This is a genomic window from Kribbella sp. NPDC048837 (assembly GCF_055586945.1).
Window position 1 is genome coordinate 778,334 of sequence record NZ_JBVJHF010000001.1, and the last position, 20,890, is coordinate 799,223.

Consider the following 20,890-nt stretch of genomic DNA (forward strand, 5'->3'; position numbering starts at 1 on the left):
CAGTGGTCGTGTTGGTTGCTCCGGACAATTAGTTGCGCGCGATGGCGTGATGTTGTGGTGACGGCCCGATGACAGCGACGACCTGGCGTGAGAGGGACGAAGACCGGCCGGCCGACGAGCCCACGGCACCGTCGGAGTTCTTGTTGTTGTCCGTCCCGCAGGATGTACGGACGGCTGCATCCTGCCCGTGTTGCCGCTGCCCGCAGCTGCACGAGCGCGAGCCCCTTAGGTAGCACGTTCCGACGGATGCGCCGCTGTTCAAGTCGGAGCCTGAGACGTCAACGCCTGGTTCGCGTGTACCCGCCCGACCCCGAGGAAAGACCTCGACTGTGTGATGTCGAAGGAGATCTTCGTCGACGATTCCCCGATTCAGCGACTCCGCGAACCGCGCGCCCTCCCCACCTGCCACGCCTCGATGTGGCCGGATCCTGATTGTCACCGCCGAATCGAGCGCATAGAGCGCCAACCGCCGGTGGCCTCCACTTGCCAACGGTTCGTCCTGCGTCGCCCATTTGTCGAGTTCATCGCCGCAGCAAATTCGAAGAGCGCGCGCCGATGAGTGCCGACGCCGCGCATTGTTCGTTCAGAGCCTTTGAAGTTGGGAGGCTGTACTCGATCACGACGAGCCCGGGCGCAGGCAGACCTCGACGCAGCGCCGGTACCGATCCGCGGACATCGAGGAGGCCTGCGCGTCGTTGCCCAGTTTCTTAACGATTCATCCGCCTGAGGTGCGCTCGTGCAGCGCGATACTCAAAGCAAACTCGACGATCATTGGTGTGCCGGCGATCAGATTCCGGCAGGAACTTCTCGCTGACGCAGACCTCTGCTTCGAGGTCGCCATGGGCCTCGCCCGAGTTCCACGGTCAGCCACCTAGGCAAGCATTCGAACTGCGAGTGCGAGGCAGTCGTCCGCCACACTCAAGCCGGGGTGGCGTCGAGGGGGTTGGTGGTGATTCTGGTGGGGAGGCCGGAGTGGATTGCGTGGGCGGCGGAGGTGTCGGGTTTGCGGGTGGCCTGGGACTGGAAGCAGGTGAGGAACTCGTCGCTCAGGCCTAGCCGGGGGTACTGCTGGAGGACTGAGGTGCGGAAGGCGGGGGTGAAGTCGTCGAGGTTCTTGCCGACGATGTCGAGGGCCGCGGCGCGGGACAGGAGGTGGCCTTCGGGGTCGGCGGCCGGGTCGACGTCGGGCCACATGTGCCGGACGATGACCTCGGCGAGGCGTTCGCGGCGCTCGGCCGGCCAGCCCGCGCCGGCGGTGAACACCCGGGCGACGTGGGCGCCGGCCTCCTCGAAGGAGATGGTGTGGTTGTCGAACTCCGGGGCCAGGCTGATGTCGTGGAACATCGCGGCGAGGAAGAGCAGTTCGGCGTCGTACGCAATGCCCTGCCGGCTTCCGTAGGCGGACGCCCAGAGGTAGACACGGTGGGAGTGGCTGAGCAGGGCGGGCGACAGATAGGTGGAGGCCACGTCCGAGGCCGCCGACAGGAGATCGTTCATAATTCAACGGTACGGCGGGAAAGACCCGCGCGGCTGGTCCATTCGGACGCCACGATGATGGGCCACTAGCAGGAGAAGGACCCTTCATGCGTGCCATCACTGTCCGGGACCGCGAGGCCGGCGTTGCCGGAGTGGCCCTGACCGAGCTGCCCTACCCACATGCCGCCGAGAACGACGTGATCGTGCAGGTTCACGCGGCCGGCTTCACCCGCGGCGAGCTGGACTGGCCGGGGACGTGGACCGACCGCGCGGGCCGCGACCGTACGCCGAGTGTCCCGGGCCACGAGCTGTCGGGTGTCGTCGTCGAGCTCGGCTACGGCACCACCGGGCTCACGATCGGTCAGCGGGTCTTCGGGCTGACCGACTGGGCCCGCAACGGTTCGCTCGCGGAGTACGCCGCCGTGGAGGCCCGCAACCTGGCCCCGCTCCCCGCTGACGTCGACCATGTCGCCGCGGCCGCGCTGCCGATCTCCGGCCTGACGGCTTGGCAGGCCCTGTTCGACCACGCCCACCTGAAGACGGGCCAGACCGTCCTCATCCACGGAGTCGGCGGGGCCGTCGGCTCGGTCGCCGTACAGCTGGCCCGCGAGGTGGGAGCCCGCATCATCGGAACCGGCCGAGCCTCCGATCGCGAAACAGCAGGCGTGCACACGTTCGTCGACCTGGACAGCGAACGCCTGGAGGACGCCGGCGAGGTCGACGTCGTCCTCGACGTGATCGGCGGCGACATCCGCGACCGCTCGACCGCGCTGCTCCGGCCCGGCGGCACGCTCGTCACGATCGCCGGCCCACCCACCGTCCACCCCCGCGACGGCCGGGCCATCTTCTTCGTCGTCGAGCCCAACCGCGACCAACTGATCCAACTCGCCACCCGCCTCCAGGAGGGCCGGCTGAAACCGCTCGTCACCGGCGTCCGCTCCCTCAGCGAGGCCCCCGCCGCGTTCAGCGCCCGCGGCAGAACCATCGTCACCGTCGCCACGGAATGACGCGGTTTGTCGGGGCACCCCGGTAGTGTCCTGGCCCGTGGACGTTGGGGAGCGCATTCAGGAACTTGCCGATCAGATCGTCGTACTGCGCGATGCCTACTACCAGGGCTCGCCGAGCGTGGCCGACGCGGAGTACGACGCGATCGAGGACGAGCTGCGGACACTGATCGACGCCAACCCGGAGCTGGCGCCCGACCCGAACCCGCTCGACCAGGTCGGCGCGCCCGCGGTGCTGCACGCGCCCATCCGGCACTCGCGCCCGATGCTGTCACTGGAGAAGGCGACCCGCCCCGAGCAGGTCGAGGCCTTCTTCAGCCGCTTCCCCGGCCAGCCGGTCGTCGTCATGCCGAAGCTTGACGGCCTCTCGCTGGCCCTGGTCTACGAGAACGGCCGACTCGCACGGGCGATCACCCGCGGCGACGGGACGACGGGTGACGACGTGACCCCGCTCGTCCGCGCGCTCGCCGACGGAGTCCCGGACCGGCTCGACGTACCGGGCCGGACCGAGGTCCGCGGTGAGGCGGTCATGTTGCGCTCCACATTCGCCGCCTACAACGCCGCGCACGCGGACAAACCGCTGATCAACCCCCGGAACGCCGCCGCCGGCACCCTGCGCGCCAAGGACCCGGCCACCGTCGCTGAGCGGCGCCTGCAGTTCCTCGCCTTCGACCTGCTCAGCGACCCCGACAACACCGACGCCGATCTCGAACGCGCGCTGCGGACGATGGGGTTCACCGTCGCCGACATGCGGCACTGCGACGACGCGGCCGCGGCGCAGGAGGTCATCACGACGATCGAGCAGCAGCGCAACGACCTCGATTACGACCTCGACGGCGCCGTACTGCGTCTCGCCGATCGCGACGCGTTCGCCGCCGCCGGCACGCGGTCCAGCTCGCCGCGCGGTGCGCTGGCGTTCAAGTTCGCCGCCGAGGAGAAGACGACCGTCCTGGCCGACGTGGTCTGGGATGTGGGCAAGACCGGCAAGATCGCGCCGGTCGCCTGGCTGGAGCCGGTCTTCGTCGGCGGTACGACGGTCACCCGCGCGACGCTGGCGAACCAGGAGGTGATCCGGGCCCGCGGCATCAAGATCGGCGACACGGTCCTGGTCCGCCGCGCCGGCGACGTGATCCCGTTCGTGGCCGGCGTACTCGACGCCTCCAAGCGCACCGGCGAGGAGCGCGACATCGTGCCGCCGACGGTGTGCCCGTCGTGCGAGCAGCCGCTGACCGAGCAGGGCAACAGCCGCGAACTGTTCTGCACCAACCTGTCCTGCCCCGCCCAGACCGTACGGCGACTGATCCACTGGGCGTCCCGGGCCGCGGCCGACATCGACGCGATCGGCGGGGTCTGGATCGAACGGCTCGCCGAGGCCGGGATCCTCGAGCACCCGTCGGACTTCTACCAGCTGACCAAGGAACGGCTGCTGGAGTTCGACCGGATCGGCGAGGTCTCGGCCGCCCGCATGATCGACTCGATCGACACGAGCCGCCAGGTCGGCCTCCGCCGGGCACTGATCGGCCTCGCGATCCCCGCGGCCTCCGAAGGCACCGCGGCCAGGCTGTGCCGAGCCGGATTCGCCTCCCTCGAAGAGGTCGCCGACGCCGGTGTCGACGGGCTCGTCGCCGTGGACGACATCGGCCCGAAGGTCGCCGCCTCCCTGATCGAGCACCTCACCCGGCTTCGACCCGAGCTCGAACGGCTCCGGGAGGCCGGCGTCTCGCTCGACGTACGAGAGGAAGATCTTCCGCCCGTCGTGGCGGCCGGTGCACCGCTGGCCGGCAAGACGGTGGTCGTGACCGGCTCCATCAGCGACCCACGGTCCGGCGAGAAGGTCGCCCGCCCGGCGTTCCAGCGACTGTGTGAAAGAGCCGGCGCGACCATCGCGTCCTCGGTCTCGGCGAGCACCGACCTGCTCATCACCGGTGCCGACGTCGGCGCCGCCAAGTTGACCAAGGCCGAGAAGCTCGGCGTCACCGTCGTCGACCAGTCCGAGATCTGGCAGCAGCTCCAGGCCGCCGACCTACTCAACCGCTGACCGGGCAGGCCTCTCCAGATCGGTCCGCCGGAACGGGAAGAACTCGCGGACGTCCTGCGCACAGCGGCAGGCGACCGCGACCTTCGCGGCCCACTCCAGCGCCGCCTCGAACGTCGGGACGTCGACGACGAAGAGGCCGCCGATGAGTTCCTTGGTCTCGGGGTACGGTCCGTCGGTGATCATTCCGTCGGTGGCCACCACGGCGTGCTTCCGGCGGTAGTCCAGCCCTCCGGTGAAGACGAACACGCCCGCATCCTTGGCCTCCTGAACCACCGCGTGCGCGTCCTCGGCCACCTCCGGCAGCTCCTCCTCGGTGACCTCCATCGCACCGTCTTCGAACGAGATCAGGTACTGCGTCATCTCATCTCTCCTTGTCCCGGCGGCCACCCTACGGCCGCTTTTCACCCCTGCAACGAACGCCGCCCTGCGAATCCGACAGGCCGACGACAGAAAGATTCTCACCGCCGGTGTCCAGTTCCTGACGCCGGACTGGCGCCCGGTGTGCGGAACCGACCAGGGTTGACGTATGACGGAGACCAGCACCAGCAAGGACCGCGAGGCGACCGGCTTCCAGGAGCAGGCGCCGTACGACGAATCGATCGACCTGCGCACCGACTTCGTGATGGTCTACGGCCTCAACGACACGACGCCGCAGCGCATCGCCCGGTGGCGCGAGGCCGGCTATCGGGTTCATCTGATGACCGGGATCTCGTGGGGCACCTATCAGGACTACCTGGACGGCCGGTGGGACGGCTCCGACCACTGGGCGGACGCGCAGACCGCGGGCGACGGATCGCCGATCCTGCACGGTCAGAGCACCGACATCCCGTACATGGTCCCGACGTTCGGCTTCACCGAGTACCTGGTCCAGAAGCTCCGCCCGATCATCGAGCTCGGTGTCGAGGGCATCCACCTCGAGGAGCCGGAGTTCTGGGCTCGCGCCGGCTACTCGGAATCGTTCCAGCGGGAATGGCAGGCCTTCTTCGGCGAGCCGTGGCAGGCCCCGCACAGCACCGCCGAAGCGCACTTCCGCGCCGGGCAGCTCAAGCAGCACCTGCTCTCCCGCAGCCTCGACCGGGTCACCTCCGTGCTCCGCGACGAAGCCCTCCAGCAGGGCCGCGAGGTGCGCTTCTACGTCCCGACCCACAGCCTGCTGAACTACACCCAGTGGCAGATCATCAGCCCCGAATCACGCCTGCGGACGCTGCCCTCGATCGACGGCGCCATCGCGCAGGTCTGGACCGGCACCTCCCGCACGCCCAACGTGTACGCCGGAAAGGTCGCCGAGCGCACGTTCGAGACGGCCTACCTGGAGTACGGCATTGCCCAGGACCTCACCCGCGGCACCGACCGGCGGATGTGGTTCCTGCACGACCCGATCGAGGACCACCCGGACCGCACCTGGGAGGACTACCTCGCCAACTACCAGCGCACCCTCATCGCATCGCTGCTGCACCCGGGCGTCTCGCGGTACGAGGTGGCGCCGTGGCCCAACCGGATCTTCAACCGCCCCTACCTGCGCGAGGGATCCACCGAGCGGCAGCTCATTCCGCCGGACACCGCCAGCAGCTACCTGATCGCCATGAACAGCCTGCGCGACCTGGACCAGCCCGAGGTGCGCTGGGCCCACGAGGGACCGCGGATCGGGATCGCGCTCTCGGACACCGCCATGTTCCAGCGCTGGGCACCCGGGGGCGAGAGTGGGCACTACGACGGTCTGCAGGACGCCCTGGCACTCGAAGGCCGCGAGCAGTTGCACTTCTCCGACTTCTACGGCTTGGCGCTGCCACCACTGTGCGACGGGCAGAAGGTCTGCCCGGTCCAGCTGGAGAACGTGATCGACACGCCCGATGCGCTGGACGATGTCGACGTACTGGTCCTGAGCTACGAGTTCCAGAAGCCGCTGGCGCCCGGCATCCACTACGCGCTGGCCGGGTGGGTCAACCGCGGCGGCAGCCTGCTGTACGTCGGCGACGGCGCCGATCCGTATCACGAGATCCGCTCGTGGTGGACCGGCCGCTACGACACCTGCGCCGACCACCTGGCGGAGGCGCTCGGCGCGGATCGCAACCACGACGGCATCCAGCCGGTCGGCAAGGGCCGGGTCCGGTTCCTCCCGTCCCGGCCGGCCGACTTCACCGAATCACCGGAACGGGCCGCCGAGCTGGTCGCGGCGATCCGCGACCTGGCCGAGGCGGGCGGCCACACCTGGGAGTCCACCAACTGGCTGTCGGTGCAGCGCGGTCCGTACCTCGTCGGAGCCGTCCTCGAGGAGGCCGGCGGCTCGCACGTCGTCGAGGGCACGTACCTCGATCTGCTCGACCCACACCTGGGCATCGTCCGGAAGCGCGAGCTTGGCCCGGGCCAGCTCACCTGGCTCCGCGACCTGTCGTACGACGAGGAGCCGCTGCTGGCCTCCGCCGGTCGGGTCGTGGCCTGGGAACGCGACCAGACCGGGATCCGCTTCAGCTGCGAGGCGCCCCGCGGAGTTCAAGTCACGACCGCACTGCGCGTCCCGTCCGAGCCGGCAGCCGTCCGGGCCGACAACGCCGACGTCACCGACCTGCGGTACGACGCCCAGGCCGGTGTGCTGTGGCTCCGGCATCCCGGCGTACCCACCGGCACCCGGATCGAGATCGTCTTCTGAATCCCGGTGATCTGACCTAACGTCCGAAGGAGGACGCGTTCGACGAGCAGGAGCAGACATGACCAGTACGACGCTCGCGCCGCAGACGGACCGGGAGGATCTGCAGCGGTTCCAGCTGTACATCGGAGGAGAGTTCGTCGACGCCCTCTCGGGCCGGACCTTCGCCTCGCCGAATCCCTACACCGGCAAGGCCTGGGCGATCGTCCCGGACGGGACCGTCGACGATGTCGACCGAGCGGTCCAGGCCGCGCGGGACGCACTCGACGGTCCGTGGGGCAGCATGACCGGCTTCCAGCGGGCGCGGCTGATGCAGCGGCTCGGAGACGTCATCGCCGCGAACGCCGAGCGACTGGCCTGTCTCGAGGTCGCCGACTCCGGCAAGCTCTACCGCGAGATGATCGGCCAGATGCGGTATCTGCCCGAGTGGTACTACTACTTCTCGGGCCTGGCGGACAAGATCGAGGGTCGCACGATCCCCTCGGACCGGGACAACTACTTCGTCTACACCCGCCGGGAGCCGGTCGGCGTCGTAGCCGCCATCACGCCGTGGAACTCGCCACTGCTGCTGATGACCTTCAAACTCGCCACCGCCCTCGCGGCCGGCTGCACCTTCGTCGTGAAGCCCTCCGAACACTCCCCCGCCTCGACGCTGGCCTTCGCCGAACTCGTTCACGAAGCCGGGTTCCCGCCCGGCGTGTTCAACGTGGTGTGCGGGCTGGACCGGGCGGTCGGCGCATCATTGGCCGGCCATCCAGGCGTCGACAAGGTCGCCTTCACCGGCTCGACCGCGACCGGAGCCGCCGTGGCCCAGGCCGCCGGCGCGAATCTGAACCGGGTGACGCTCGAGCTCGGTGGCAAGTCCGCCCAGGTGGTGTTCCCGGACGCGGACCTGCCGGCCGTGGCCAACGGCGTCATCGCCGGGGTCTTCGCCGCGACCGGCCAGACCTGTATGGCCGGATCACGCCTGATCGTGCACGAGAGTGTGCACGACGAACTGGTCGGTCTGATCGTCGAGCGTGCCGACCGGATCCGGCTAGGGGACCCCAACGACGAGGACACCGAGATGGGGCCGGCCGCGAATACACCGCAGTACGAGAAGGTCCTCGGCTACCTGGAGACCGCGCGGAAGGAAGGGGCCGTGGTCGCCTGTGGGGGCGGTCCGGACGAGGATCACGGTGGCCTCTTCGTCCGGCCGACCGTACTCACCGGCGTGACCAAGGAGCACACCGTCGTCCGGGAGGAGATCTTCGGGCCGGTGCTGTCGGTGTACACGTTCGGTGACGAGGACGAGGCGCTCGACCTGGCGAACGACACGCCGTACGGCCTTGCCGGGGCCGTCTGGACGAAGGACGTTCACCGAGCGCATCGGGTCGCGGCACGGCTGCGGGCCGGCAATGTCTGGATCAACGCGTACCGGGTGGTCGCGCCGAATGTGCCGTTCGGCGGCTTCGGCGCGAGCGGAATCGGCCGGGAGAACGGGATCGACGCGGTCCACGAGTACACCGAGGTGAAGTCCGTCTGGGTGGAGCTCACCGGCGCCACCCGGGACCCCTTCAAACTCGGCTGATCGAGGAATGTGCTCGAATCCTCGCGGGGTTCGCGCGTAGTCTCGGGAAAGCCGTGATTCGCGCCAGGGGGGATCAGATGAGCCAGCCAGCGACCCAGTCCGACTACCCGGACCACATCGATGCCGCCGTCCTGAAGATCGCCGGCGTCGTCGTCCTGGGCGCCATCATGTCGATCCTCGACATCACAGTGGTCAACGTCGCCCTGCCGACCTTCCAGGTCGAGTTCGGTACGCCCGAGAGCCCGATCGCCTACTCGCACGTCGCCTGGACGGTCACGGCGTACACACTCGCGCTCGCGACCGTGATCCCGCTGACCGGCTGGGCGGCCGACCGGTTCGGCACCAAGCGGCTCTACATGATGGCGATCTTCCTCTTCACCGCCGGGTCCGCCCTGTGTGCTACCGCGACGAGCATCAACATGCTCATCGGCTTCCGGGTCCTGCAGGGACTGGGTGGCGGCATGCTGATGCCGCTGGGCATGACGATCATGACCAAGGCCGCGGGGCCACACCGGATGGGCCGGCTGATGGCCATCCTCGGCGTACCGATGCTGCTCGGCCCGATCCTCGGCCCGATCCTCGGCGGCTGGCTGATCCAGGTGGCGAGCTGGCACTGGATCTTCCTCATCAACGTGCCGCTCGGCGCGATCGCGCTGGTCTACGCCTGGTTCGCGCTGGCCAAGGACACCCCGCACCGGTCGGAGTCGCTGGACCTCCTCGGAGTGGCACTGATGTCCCCCGGGCTCGCCCTGTTCCTCTTCGGCGTGTCCTCCCTGCCCGCCGAGGGCGGGGACTTCACCGCCCCGCGGGTGTGGGTCTCGATGCTGGTCGGAGTGCTGCTGATGGCGGCGTTCGTCTGGCACTCGTTCCGGCCGGAGCACCCCTTGCTCGACCTCCGGCTGTTCCGCAACCGCAACCTCACCGTCTCGATCATCACGATGTTCCTGTTCGCCGCGGCCTTCTTCGGCGGGCTCCTCCTGGTGCCCACCTACTTCCAGGAGATCCGCGGCGAGTCCACCCTGCAGGCGGGTCTCCTGGTGGCGCCGCAGGGACTCGGCGCCATGGTCACCATGCCGATCGCCGGGAGACTCGTGGACAAGGTGCCGGTGGGCCGGATCGTGCCCGTCGGGCTCGTGCTGATCGTCATCGGCATGTTCGGCCTGACCCAGCTCACGGCGACGACGCCGTACCCGCAGATCATCGTGATGCTGGTCGTGATGGGCTTCGGGATGGGCGCCACGATGATGCCGCTGTTCACCTCGGCGCTGAAGACGCTCGCCCGCCCCCAGGTCGCCCGCGGCTCCACCTTGCTCAACATCACCCAGCAGATCGCCTCGTCCTGCGGTGTCGCGACGATGTCGGTGATCCTCACCAACCAGCTCAACAACTCGCCCATCATCCCCGGCACGGAGAACATCCCCGGGCTGGACGGGGGCCTCCGCGAGACCCAGGCCGCCATCCTGGCCAACACCCACCCGGCCAGCCTCGCCCCGCTGCACATCGACCCCGCCGCGATCGCGCGCGGGCTGGTCGACGCCGCCGAGGCGTTCGCGCACAGCTTCGGGGTCGCGTGGGTGCTGGTGGCACTCACTCTGGTGCCGGCGCTGATGCTTCCCCGCAAACGGGAGGAGTCACGCGTCGTCGACGACGTACCACCCGCGGTAGTCGACTGACCGCGGCGCGGGCCGCTGGTCGTCGGACGTTCGTCGGGATGTCATCCGCGTATCGGCCGTTTGCTACGTAGCAGGCGGACTGTGGCGAAGCGCCGAATCGTCGGCGCGCCATCACGCGGAAATGAGGCTCCATGAACGACTCCTCCGACGTGCCCACCGGCATGAGCCGGCGCCGGCTGCTCGGCACCGGCGCGGCCGCCGCCGGCCTGGCCGCGGCCTCGCTCGCGCTGCCGCCGAACGTGCGGACGGCGCTCGCGTCGCCGCCGCCGAGGCACGGTGGACTGAAGGACATCAAGCACGTCGTCATGCTGATGCAGGAGAACCGCAGCTTCGACCACTACTACGGGACGCTGTCCGGTGTGCGCGGCTTCAGCGACCCGCACGTACGGCGGCTGCCGAACGGCCGGAACGTCTTCTACCAGCCGGACCCGTCCAATCCGGACGGCTACCTGCTGCCCTACCGGCTGAACACCAAGATCACCGCCGCCCAGGCGATCCCGTCGATGAGCCACGAGTGGACGGTGCAGCACGAGGCGCTGAACGGCGGGAAGAACGACAACTGGGTGCCCGCGCACATGGCGTCCGACGGCGCCGTCGACGGCCAGTACACGATGGGGTACTTCACCCGCGAGGACATCCCGTTCCAGTTCGCCCTCGCCGAGGCGTTCACGATCCTCGACGGGTACCACTGCTCCGTCCTCGGGCCGACCGCCCCGAACCGGCACATGTGGATGTCGGGCACGCTCGACCCGAACGGCCTGGCCGGCGGACCGTCCCTGACCACGGGCGGACCGGCGAACCAGTTCAGCTGGACGACGTACCCCGAGCGGCTGCAGAAGGCCGGCGTCAGCTGGAAGATCTACCGCCAGCCCGGCGGCCAGACCGGTGCGGCGTCGATCACCAAGTGGAAGCAGTTCGGCAGCGCCAAGCCGGGCGACCCGCTCTACGACAACGGCATGGTCACCCAGCCGATGGGCCAGTTCGAGTACGACGCGATGAACGACCAGCTGCCCACCGTGAGCTGGATCCTCCCGCCGTCGGGCTTCGACGAGCATCCGGCCGCCCTTCCCGCGGCCGGCGCGACCTTCGTGGCCAGCAAGATCGACGCGATCGCCGCCAACCCCGAGGTGTGGGCCAAGACGGTCTTCATCCTCTCGTACGACGAGAACGACGGCATGTTCGATCACGTCGTACCGCCGCTGCCGGAGCCCGGTACGCCGGACGAGTTCGTCTTCAAGACCTCCAACACCGGCGTGGACGGCGCCGGCCTGCCCGTCGGGCTGGGCTTCCGGGTGCCGTGCATCATCGTCTCGCCCTGGACGACCGGCGGCTACGTCTTCTCCGACACCTCCGACCACACCTCGCAGCTCCGCTTCCTCGAGCGCATCACCGGCGTGAAGGAGACCAACATCAGTGACTGGCGCCGCAAGACCGTCAGCGACCTGACCGGAGCCTTCCGCTTCGGCGACTCGAAGCACGCGCCCACGCTGCCCGACACCACCGGCCAGTACAGCCTCGCGCAGTACCAAGCCTCCCAGCTGCCACTGCCGACCATTCCCGGCAGCGAGCAGACGGTCCCCCGCCAGGAGCCGGGCCACCGCCCGCACGCCGGCTGACAACCAGTACGGACGCCGGCGGCCGCGACTCGCACGCGGCCGCCGGCCTCCGCCGTCAGGTTGGGTCGACGGTCCGCGTGACAACCCAGCGGTGCGGTGAGATCGGCCTGGTGCGCGTGAAGCCGTGGTTCTCGAAGGCGGCCATCGGCCCGGTGTGCAGGAACGACCCCGAGACCGTGCGATCGTCCGTCTCCTCCGGATACCCCTCGACGGTCCCGCCACCGAGACGGGCGATCTCTTCCAGCGCCCCGCCCAGCGCCGAGTTCGCGACCCCCCGGCGCCGCCCACCCTTCCCGGTGAAGAAGCAGGTCACGCGCCAGTCCGGCAAAGCGGTCAGCCCCTTCTCGTACAGCCGCCGGCTCTTGATCTCCGGCAACTCCTCGGCCGACCCGAACTGACACCACCCCAAGCACTGATCCCCGTCGAACACCAGCGCCGCATGCGTACTGCCGTCGCGAACCCGCTCCTCTTTCTCTGCCCGGTTCTGCGCCGCGGTCCGCCCCTTCCCCAGCTTGACGTGGAACCCCATACACCAGCACCCACCCCAGACCCCGTTGTTGGCCTCCACCAACCGGACAAACGCAGGCCACGTATCCGCCTCGAGCGGCCGCACTACGAGCGCCACCTTCACATACCTCCGTCACGCGCGGACCTGAAACGACACTCAGCCTATTGGCGCCGGAACAGATCTCGCGTGAAGTTGGACGTTTGGACGAACAGGGGCGGCGCTGGGGTGCGGATCGCCTCGGAGATGTCCGGAGCTTGGCTCTGCTGGGACGTCGCTCTCTTGCTCGCCGCCGTCTTCTTGGCCGGCGTGGTCTTCTTGGCCGCGGCTCCCTTCTTCGCCGGGGCGCGTTTGCGGGTCGGCGGTTTGGCGTCCGCGCCCCCGGGTTCGCGGCCGTAGGTGAAGTAGCGGGTCTGCAGCGGCTCGAGGTTCAGCGCCTCCACACTGGCTTGCCACCACTTGGCCGTCTGCCAGAAGGCCTCCGGCGAACTGGCGGCGCTGTCCAGCCCGGGGCACAAGTCGTATCCGGCGGCGCCGATGAGCGATTCGATCACCGCCGCGGACGGGATTCCGTGCCCGCTCAGAATCGGATTGCCGGACGGGCCGGCGCCCCAGACGAACCCGAGCCACTCCAGGATCAGGCTCGGTACGTCGACCACGACGCGCTGCTCGGCGAACTGGCCGAGGATCGACTTCTGGTTCTCCACATCACCCAGCCACGTGTCCGGATCGACGGGGACCCGGATCAGGGCGACGTTCGGGTACTGGTCGGGATCGCCGTACCGGTCGAGCGTCGCGCCCTGTACGCCGTTGTACATCGACGGCATCTGGAACCCCTCCTGGGGCTCCAGCGAGGTCTCCAGCAGGCGGCTGTCGCCAATCCTCGGATGGACCGTGGAGATCAGCGCGGCGTGCGACCAGTGGCTCGGGGTCATGTCGTGCCGCAGGTGCGACTGGGCGACCCGCAGCCGGAAGTCGTAGATGCTGGTGCCGCCGACCAGCAGCAGCCAGGTTGCCTTCGGCCCCTTCTTCGGATCGTGGCCCAGGGCATCCAGCTGATGTTGCACCCACTGGAGGTTGTCCTCGTCCGCGGCGCGGGCCGCCCACTGGAATTGCTCGACCGGGTCGAGGGCCGAGGAGCCGCGAACAGTAAGCATGAGGTCTCCCTGAGATCAGATGCGGCGCAGCTTGAAGCGCGGCGCGTGGATCGGGTTCATGGATCGGCCTGGTTCGTTGATCATCCAGTACAGGGTGTCCACGTCCACGCCGGTCTGGGTCCGGCTGAACTTCAGCAGTGCGACGTGATCCCCCATCTTCCCGGGATCCCGGATCGGCCACTGCATGGCGGTGTCCAACAGGTCCGTCGTACCTTCCACGTGGAAGTAGCGATCCGGCTTCTTGGCATCGGACCGTGAACTCCCCGCGACCAAGGAGGCCGGAGACGAGATCACCTCGTACAGCTTGCTCCACGGGCGATCCTGGTTGCCGGTCCAATGCGTTGCGGAGATGACGCGGCCGTAGTGGACGTCGCCGGTCAGCGCCAGCGGCTGGCGGCCGTTGCCGGACAGTTTCATCAGACCCCGCATGATGTGGGGATAGTCCGTCAGGTTCGCCAGGTTGAGATCCAGATACTTCTCGAACAGGCCCTTCGCCGGCTGGAACAGCGACGGCCCGGTGACCAGAACCGGGAGCAAGTCGCTGCTCGCGATCACCTCGTCCACCCAGGCGTCGAACCGGAGGAGATCGTCAGCGACGGTGCTGCTGCCCGGGGCGCCGCGCTTGCTGACCGTCCGGAACGTGCGGTTGTCGAGCAGGAAGAACGACAGCGGCGGCACGTCGATCCGGTACGTGTACCGCCCGGTCTCCGCGAGCTGGAAGGCGTCGAACATCTCGTGGGCCGCCTGCTCCCAGTTGTTGCGGCTGGCATCGAACATCGTCGCCGGCCAGGCGATGGTCGGTTGGGGATAGTTGTTCCAGTACTCGTGATCGTCGGGGATCGACGCGACCGGAGCCGCGCGGAGGATCTGCGCGAATCCCGTGCCCTGCCAGTTCTTCCGGTACTTGACCTCGAAGGCCTGGGCCAGTGCCTCCTTGGTGTACAAGGTCTGCGCCTTGAGGTACGGGTTGTCCAGATACACCTGATCCCCCATGGCGATCACCAGGTCCGGTCGCGTGGCGTCGTCGCGGCTCAAGGAAGCCACCAGGGCGCCGGCCTTGCCGACGGAGTCGCCAGGCTCGTAGAAGCACGACACCGCCAGGACGTTGAACGACTCGCCAAGTCCGTTCGGCAGCCGATCAGGAACCGCGCGCGTCGTCAGCGGAGGACTCACCTCGCGACGACCGGCCCAGACTGCCGTCACCTGAACGGTGTCCGGGACCGGACGATCCAGGCGGTCGCCCGCCGAGACAGGCAACTCGAACACTCCGGTCCGCGTGACCACGCCCGGCAGCACAGCCTTGGTCAAGGCCCTGACCTCGCGGACGTCACCGGCGAGCACCGGGTTCCCGTTCAGCGTCCACTCAAGACTCTCCGGCGCCTCGGCATCGAACACACCGACCCACATCCGATGGAACCCACGAGTCGCCGGCGCAAGCGCATGCAGATCCACAGTGCTGTACACGAGTCCCCCCTCGCGTCCGTGATCCCAGCCCAGCATGGCACCACGGACGATCCGCCGGAATAGCTCACCACGCCGGCGCCCGCCGCTTCCAGCTCGTGTCCTCTCGGCGGCCAAGCCCTACTGTGTCGAGTGCATGAGGTTGACCGCCGCCATTCTGTTGGTCACACCCAGTTTTTCGTAGATGCGCTCGAAATGTTTGTTCACCGTGCGCTCGCTGCATTTGATCTGCCGCGCTATTTGCCGGCTCGTCAATCCGGTTGACGCCAGGACCAGCACCTCGGTCTCCCGGGCCGTCAAGGGATGCCCGGAAGGGAGCGTATTCAGCGGCCCCGGCAACCGGGCCGGCATCAGCTGCGGCACCAGTGCCGGCTTCGCGTCGGGCGTGGTTGCCCGGTAAATGGCGAATTCCAGGTGGCGGGCAACCAGACCGATCAATTCGCGCTCCGTTTCGTCGAAGTTACGGCCCGCTCTGGACACACTGAGTCCCACGACATCCTCGGCGCGCCGGGTGAGAATGACAGCCATCTGGTCGTCCAGCCCGAGGTGCCGGTGGCTCTCGCGATAGACAGCCGACTCCGTCCACTGCTGCCGGCTCACGAGGTCGGAGATCTTTCGCGGACCACGATCGTGCGGGCAGAGCGTGAAATGCCGAACGAGTGGGTGGTCGCCGGCAACGTTGCTGGACGCCTCGTTCGATTGCAGCTCGACCGGCCATGGGACCGCGACCTCCGTGCATCTCGTGACGTCCAATCTGTGGTAAACGGCGCAGGCGGCACTCACCAACTCGGCGAGGCCCTGAAGCACCTGTTCTTGCAGGTGCGCGAACGACCTGACCTGGAGCAGGTCGTCCGCGAACGCAAGCGCGCGCCGCAGATCACGCGCACTCAGAGCTGTGACTGACATCGTCCCCTCCACCGAAGACGCATCCGTTCCTCATCTCCGACGACGCGGTGGCGTCGCCGGGATCCCCCAGGAAGGCTGCACCCGCAGCATGTCTGCCGGATCGGTCGCGCGGAGCTCCCGATCTCGGCAGGGCGCCTGAACGCCTCAGCATTTGGCCTTCACAATCCTTGATGCTCGGCTCCGCGCCCAAGTTGCGACCGGGCGCCGGCTGCCCGTCGTTTGTTTGCGACCGCCGAAGAACACAGTGAGTTCTTTGCCTCCGCACCGGGACGTGAGGTAACTGGGAAATGCAGGTCTATACCGGTTCGTCATCCGGGCACGGACTACGCATATGTGCGTATTTACTCCGACCTGACCACCACCGAAAGTCGATGCATCGACACAAGCGCGCCCGGTTGGCGACGCATTCGTAGAACGGCGGACTGGAGTCTCGTGATGAACACTGAGGATCAACAGGCTATTACCTGGATCGGCCGGAGTCTCGTTACCCAGGTGGCGCCGGGCGAGGCGCCATTGTTCGCGTCGATGAGCGGAGCCTATTTCGCTGACGCACTCCCGGCCAGAAAAGCCAAGGACCGCGGCGACCTGCTCGGCTTCGGCGTCGGGGAGACCGTCGTCATGCTGACTCCGATCGTCCTCACCTTCGCAAATCAGGTGTGGCTGACCATCTCTGAGCAGGCAACCATCACTGCCGGCGGGATGGCGGCACGAGTTCTTCGCCGCTGGAAGAAGCGCATGTCCGGAGCATCGTCCGAAGAGTCTGACAACGTACCGACGTTCAGCCTCGAGGAGTTGCAATACATCAGAACAATTGGACACCGCTGTGCCGGCGGTCTGCCCATCGAGCCCGAGAAGAAGGCTCTCTTCGTGGACTCGTTGATGGGCGCCTTGGCGGTGCCGTCTCCGATCAAGGGGTGACAACATGTCCGACCCAACCATCGATACGCCGGCCAGGCGATCGGTGCTGACACGCCTCAAGCGTTCCGAACCGGCCGCGATGACAGGCCGGCCGTCTGGTCTGGGGCCTTTCCACCTGCCTGCCGACACACCGTTCCGATTCGCGCTCCTCGTGGTCGCTCTGCTCGGATCCAGCCTGTTCTTCTTCCAGTCCATCTACACGAGCCGGCACGGGAGGGAGTTGGGAGCAGCGATCCTCCAGTGCCAGGACGAGGCCGAACGCCTGTCACCCGGGACCGATATCGTTTCCCGCGCAGCCGCGGCACGAGCGGCGGCATTGTGCCGAGCGCCGGTCGAGTCGGCGGAAGCCAGATGGATGCTGGTCGGGGTTGGTTGTGTTCTCGCCGCGACGCTCGTCCTGATGCTGATCACACCGCGGATCCGGGCGCGACGGGGGCGGTTCACTCCACTGGACTCGTCGGACAGCCCCGCTCTGGCCGCCGACCTCGCCACGCTTGCACGAAAGGCCGGAGTAGGCCGGGTGTCCTTTCTGCTGGCTCCGTTCGACCCGCGCACGTCCGCGTTCACTTTCGGTCGCCCGGGAGCGCGGCGGATCGTGTTGCGCGGAGGGCTGGTGATCACCGCCGTCACGGATCCGCCCGCGTTCCGGGCCGTCGTACTGCACGAGCTCGCGCACATCAGGAATCGAGACGTCGATCAGGCCTACTCCGCACTCTGTGCGGCGGGTGCCTTCGTACTCGTCGCCATCCTGCCTTTCGTGGCGGCGCTTCGCGACGACGCGCTCGCCTACGGGGGCTTGGTCTGGCGGGTCGGGCTGCTGCTCCTGCTCGTCTACGTCCTGCTGCATGCGCTGCTGCGTTCGCGTGAGCTGTATGCCGATGCGCGGGTCGTGCAATGGGGCGAAGGTGACGCACTCGGTCGTGTGCTCACGCGCAGTCCACGGCATCACCTCCGCCGGGTGCGCCTCGGCGCCTGGCACCCAGCCTCAGACGTGCGGGTTCACGCATTGACAGACCCTCGACGGCTGTTCGCCCTCACCATGACGGACGCGATCAGCATCGGGCTTGTCGCCTGGCTGACGATTCCTTCGGTGGAGCAGGTTGTCACGCTTCACACGGCCAACTCCACGGCGAGCCCCGCGGTCGCCGCGGCACTGACCGCACTCCTGGCCGCGGCCGCCGTCGTGGCCGGGATCTGGCGGCAGAAGTACGCCGAGGCAATCGTCGGTGGCAAGAGGCCTGTCTGGCCGATCGGGGCCGGACTCGCCATCGGCTTTGCCATCGGGCCATCGCTGTCGCTGAACAGCCCGCTGATCGCCGCGCATCCTTCGCTCTGGCGAGCATCAGCGTGGCACGTCAGCTGGACGCTGCTCCTGATCATCCTCGTGACACCACTGATGTCCTGGATCGCCGAGTCCGGAGCGACGATGTTCGATCGGACCTCGATCAAGAGGCCGCGCCGTCGGGCCGTCTACGTGGCCGTCGCTCTCGTCATCGCCCTCGCAGCCACGGTTCTCACCGGACTGAGCCATCGCCTCGAGCTTCCACAGGGGCTGACGTTGATGGAAGCAGAGGGCGCTCCACTCGCCGAAATTCTGAAAGCGCCGTTCGAGTACACGTGGTACGTCCTGGCGCCAGACTCGCTACGCAGCCCGCGGCACCTGCTGGTGCTCGTGGCGTGGCTCGCCATTCCGTGGGTCGCGATCGCATTCACCTGGCGCTCCTCGAAGGCACTCCTGGGCGGCTTCGTGCGGAGAACAGCGATCATCTGCGTGCTTGCAGGCCTGGCCGTGTCGGCGGTCGCCGTCCTCACGATCGTGTTCAGCCGGCAATACCCGCTGGAAGATCGGTGGTCTGTCTGGTTCGCACTCGCAATCGACCGTGGACACAGCCGCGCGGCCACGGCAGCGTGTGTCGTCGGCGCGGTCGCGGCCGCGGTCATGTATCGGCGCCGGCCGCTGGCAGCCGGCTCGTCCGCAGCCGCGCTGGTGGCTGTCATCGGCGGCGGAACCCTCGTCGCCGTGCTACCGGTGCAGTCGTGTGTCTCGGTCTTGACCACCGGCCCGATGACGTCGGACTGCCCCGCGTTCTCGCACTGGGACTACGTTCGCTACGCCTTCGCCATCATGTTTGCCGGCGCGCTCGGAGGGGTTGCCCTGATCCTCCCGGCCGCCCTGCCGATCGCGAAGTTCCTCCGGCGGGCCTTCGAGAGGGCTGGGCAGACCGCGCGCTGGAGGCGGCCGGTCGGCATCATCACCCTCGCATCGCTCCTTCTGGGTGGTCTGGTGGTGCAAGCAAGCCGCGTCGCACACCATGCCGCCGATGAAGGCGCGAGGACGGGCGGTTCCATCGGCCGGGCCGGCCTGGTGACCGGGGCCGGATACAGCCTCCGCTTGGTTCGTGGCTGGATTGATGTTACCGAGGAGCCCGGGGTCAGGGACACGTTTCCAATCGCTGACCAGGTGTTCTCGGACACGGACGAATCCGGCGTGATCGTGGTCATGAAGCTCGCCCCGACCGAACCGCTCGTCTCCTTCACCACCCGGCGGGACCTTGATGCGCACGCCACCGAGCCACTCGACACCGAGCCCGCGGTCGTCATCGTCCGCCCGGACCAGGAGCCCCGGCCCGAGAGGGTCGTGATGGCAGACCACGACAACCAGCGCTACGCCATCTACCTCTACACCACGGAGATCGGCGCAACGACCGATCTCTCGTCCCTCGAGTCCATGGTGCGCTCATGGCACTGGGAGTCATAGATCCGAACACCCGACGACATCCGCCCGAACCTTGTCGACCCGAGAAAGGAAACAGCAATGCCTCAGAACAAGACACCGCGCAAGACTGTCGACACGGCAAAACCAGCGGCGGCCAAGCCGGCGCAGCCGGCAACCGGCGACCGGACCGGGGCGTCAGCCGCCGTCGGGGACGGCGCTGAGCTGGCGCGAACCGAGGTCAGCCGCACCATGGCGGCCGTGCTGCAGAAAGGGGCTGATCTACCCCAACGAGCTGTCGGCGAGACTGCGGCCGACGCCGACGTCACCGACGAAATGACCGGAGGCGGTGTCGCGTTCGGCGAGTTCGTGAAGAGCGTCGGCCTCGGTGTCGCGGCCGCACAGACCGAGCTGGACAAGAATCTGCGCGAGACGGCCAAGCAGCTGTCGGAGACGCAGATCGACGTGATCGCCGTCTTCGAGCAGCAGACCAAGGATGCGGACGGTTCGATGGCGGACGGAGTCGTCCATCTCCAGAAGCTGCCGCTGATCAACTATCTGATGCCGACCGCGTACGCCTGGAAGCGGGTGCATCTCGAGGCCGACATGAATGTGCAGGAGTTCAACACGCGCTCCGGCTTCAACATCCAGCAGAGCTCGTTCGCAGCCGGCGCCGGCGTCCGCGGCGGGTTCGGGCTCTTCGGCGGCGGGTTCAGCGCGTCCGCGTACGCGAACTACAGCAACAACAACACCACTGTCGACAGCTCGAACAGCCTGAATTATGCGGCAGGCAAGTTGCACATGGAGGCGACTCTCGAACCGCGTTCGGACGTCGAGCTGCCCAAGCCGTTCGTCCTCCAGAAAGGCCCGCAGCTCGAGTTGCAGGTCGGCTCCCGCACCCCGGTCCCGCCGGGCGATCCGAAGCAGGTCGTCGCGCAGGAGGTCCGACTGACCGCAAGGCTGAGGAAGACCGACGGTTCGGCGCATGACAAGGGCAAGCCGCTCAGCGTCACCGTGAGCGAGCCGACGCTCAGCTACAGCAGTCCAGGCACGACCGACGACAAGGGCGAGATGGAGATCGTTCTGAGCCGCCGGGTCGCCGACCCGGCCGACGACAAGCCGGTCCAGGCACTGGTCCGGGTCAGCTTCGGCCTGGTCACCAGCACGGTCGGCATCGCGCTCTGACCGGCGCCGGTCCCGCCGACGCCC

Annotated in this window: 15 protein-coding genes; 9 read left to right on the plus strand and 6 right to left on the minus strand. The window is 68.0% G+C overall.

Annotation, left to right across the window (positions count from 1 at the left end):
• Positions 1-918: 918 nt before the first annotated feature.
• On the minus strand, positions 919-1,497 hold the full coding sequence (locus ACZ6O0_RS03715) for an HD domain-containing protein (protein WP_465763252.1): 579 nt from the start codon (positions 1,495-1,497) through the stop codon (positions 919-921).
• A gap of 86 nt (positions 1,498-1,583) precedes the next feature.
• Here ACZ6O0_RS03715 and ACZ6O0_RS03720 point away from each other — a divergent pair, with 86 nt between their 5' ends.
• Both ACZ6O0_RS03720 and ligA read left to right on the plus strand, forming a co-directional pair.
• Positions 1,584-2,483, plus strand: a complete 900-nt coding sequence (locus ACZ6O0_RS03720) for an NADP-dependent oxidoreductase (RefSeq protein WP_465763253.1) — start codon at positions 1,584-1,586, stop codon at positions 2,481-2,483.
• 37 nt (positions 2,484-2,520) lie between these two features.
• Entirely contained in the window at positions 2,521-4,518 is a 1,998-nt protein-coding gene (ligA, locus tag ACZ6O0_RS03725) for an NAD-dependent DNA ligase LigA (protein WP_465763254.1), read from the plus strand.
• Here ligA and ACZ6O0_RS03730 read toward each other — a convergent pair.
• Positions 4,504-4,878, minus strand: coding sequence for a YciI family protein (locus ACZ6O0_RS03730; protein ID WP_465763255.1), 375 nt, complete (start codon positions 4,876-4,878; stop codon positions 4,504-4,506). The genes ligA and ACZ6O0_RS03730 overlap by 15 nt on opposite strands.
• A gap of 166 nt (positions 4,879-5,044) precedes the next feature.
• Here ACZ6O0_RS03730 and ACZ6O0_RS03735 point away from each other — a divergent pair, with 166 nt between their 5' ends.
• The 4 genes from ACZ6O0_RS03735 to ACZ6O0_RS03750 all read left to right on the plus strand — a co-directional run bounded on the left by ACZ6O0_RS03735 (position 5,045) and on the right by ACZ6O0_RS03750 (position 12,021).
• Positions 5,045-7,165, plus strand: coding sequence for a hypothetical protein (locus tag ACZ6O0_RS03735; protein WP_465763256.1), 2,121 nt, complete (start codon positions 5,045-5,047; stop codon positions 7,163-7,165).
• Positions 7,166-7,223: 58 nt separating this feature from the next.
• On the plus strand, positions 7,224-8,732 hold the full coding sequence (locus ACZ6O0_RS03740) for an aldehyde dehydrogenase (protein WP_465763257.1): 1,509 nt from the start codon (positions 7,224-7,226) through the stop codon (positions 8,730-8,732).
• Between the two features lie 77 nt (positions 8,733-8,809).
• On the plus strand, positions 8,810-10,405 hold the full coding sequence (locus ACZ6O0_RS03745) for a DHA2 family efflux MFS transporter permease subunit (protein WP_465763258.1): 1,596 nt from the start codon (positions 8,810-8,812) through the stop codon (positions 10,403-10,405).
• Positions 10,406-10,536: 131 nt separating this feature from the next.
• On the plus strand, positions 10,537-12,021 hold the full coding sequence (locus ACZ6O0_RS03750; RefSeq protein ID WP_465763259.1) for an alkaline phosphatase family protein: 1,485 nt from the start codon (positions 10,537-10,539) through the stop codon (positions 12,019-12,021).
• A gap of 55 nt (positions 12,022-12,076) precedes the next feature.
• Here the strand turns inward: ACZ6O0_RS03750 and ACZ6O0_RS03755 are convergent, their stop codons facing one another.
• The 4 genes from ACZ6O0_RS03755 to ACZ6O0_RS03770 form a co-directional block, all read right to left on the minus strand.
• Positions 12,077-12,550, minus strand: coding sequence for a GNAT family N-acetyltransferase (locus tag ACZ6O0_RS03755; protein WP_465763260.1), 474 nt, complete (start codon positions 12,548-12,550; stop codon positions 12,077-12,079).
• 140 nt (positions 12,551-12,690) lie between these two features.
• Positions 12,691-13,683: a hypothetical protein gene (locus tag ACZ6O0_RS03760; protein WP_465763261.1), complete on the minus strand. Its 993-nt coding sequence runs from the start codon at positions 13,681-13,683 to the stop codon at positions 12,691-12,693.
• Between the two features lie 15 nt (positions 13,684-13,698).
• Complete coding sequence (locus ACZ6O0_RS03765; RefSeq protein ID WP_465763262.1) at positions 13,699-15,147, minus strand: alkaline phosphatase D family protein; 1,449 nt, start codon at positions 15,145-15,147, stop codon at positions 13,699-13,701.
• Positions 15,148-15,264: 117 nt separating this feature from the next.
• On the minus strand, positions 15,265-16,050 hold the full coding sequence (locus ACZ6O0_RS03770; protein ID WP_465763263.1) for a helix-turn-helix transcriptional regulator: 786 nt from the start codon (positions 16,048-16,050) through the stop codon (positions 15,265-15,267).
• A 435-nt stretch (positions 16,051-16,485) separates the two neighbouring features.
• Here ACZ6O0_RS03770 and ACZ6O0_RS03775 point away from each other — a divergent pair, with 435 nt between their 5' ends.
• The 3 genes from ACZ6O0_RS03775 to ACZ6O0_RS03785 are packed head-to-tail and all read left to right on the plus strand — an operon-like array spanning position 16,486 to position 20,866.
• On the plus strand, positions 16,486-16,968 hold the full coding sequence (locus ACZ6O0_RS03775) for a hypothetical protein (protein ID WP_465763264.1): 483 nt from the start codon (positions 16,486-16,488) through the stop codon (positions 16,966-16,968).
• A gap of 4 nt (positions 16,969-16,972) precedes the next feature.
• Entirely contained in the window at positions 16,973-19,726 is a 2,754-nt protein-coding gene (locus ACZ6O0_RS03780; RefSeq protein WP_465763265.1) for a M48 family metalloprotease, read from the plus strand.
• 57 nt (positions 19,727-19,783) lie between these two features.
• Positions 19,784-20,866, plus strand: a complete 1,083-nt coding sequence (locus ACZ6O0_RS03785) for a hypothetical protein (RefSeq protein ID WP_465763266.1) — start codon at positions 19,784-19,786, stop codon at positions 20,864-20,866.
• The last annotated feature ends 24 nt before the right edge of the window (positions 20,867-20,890 follow it).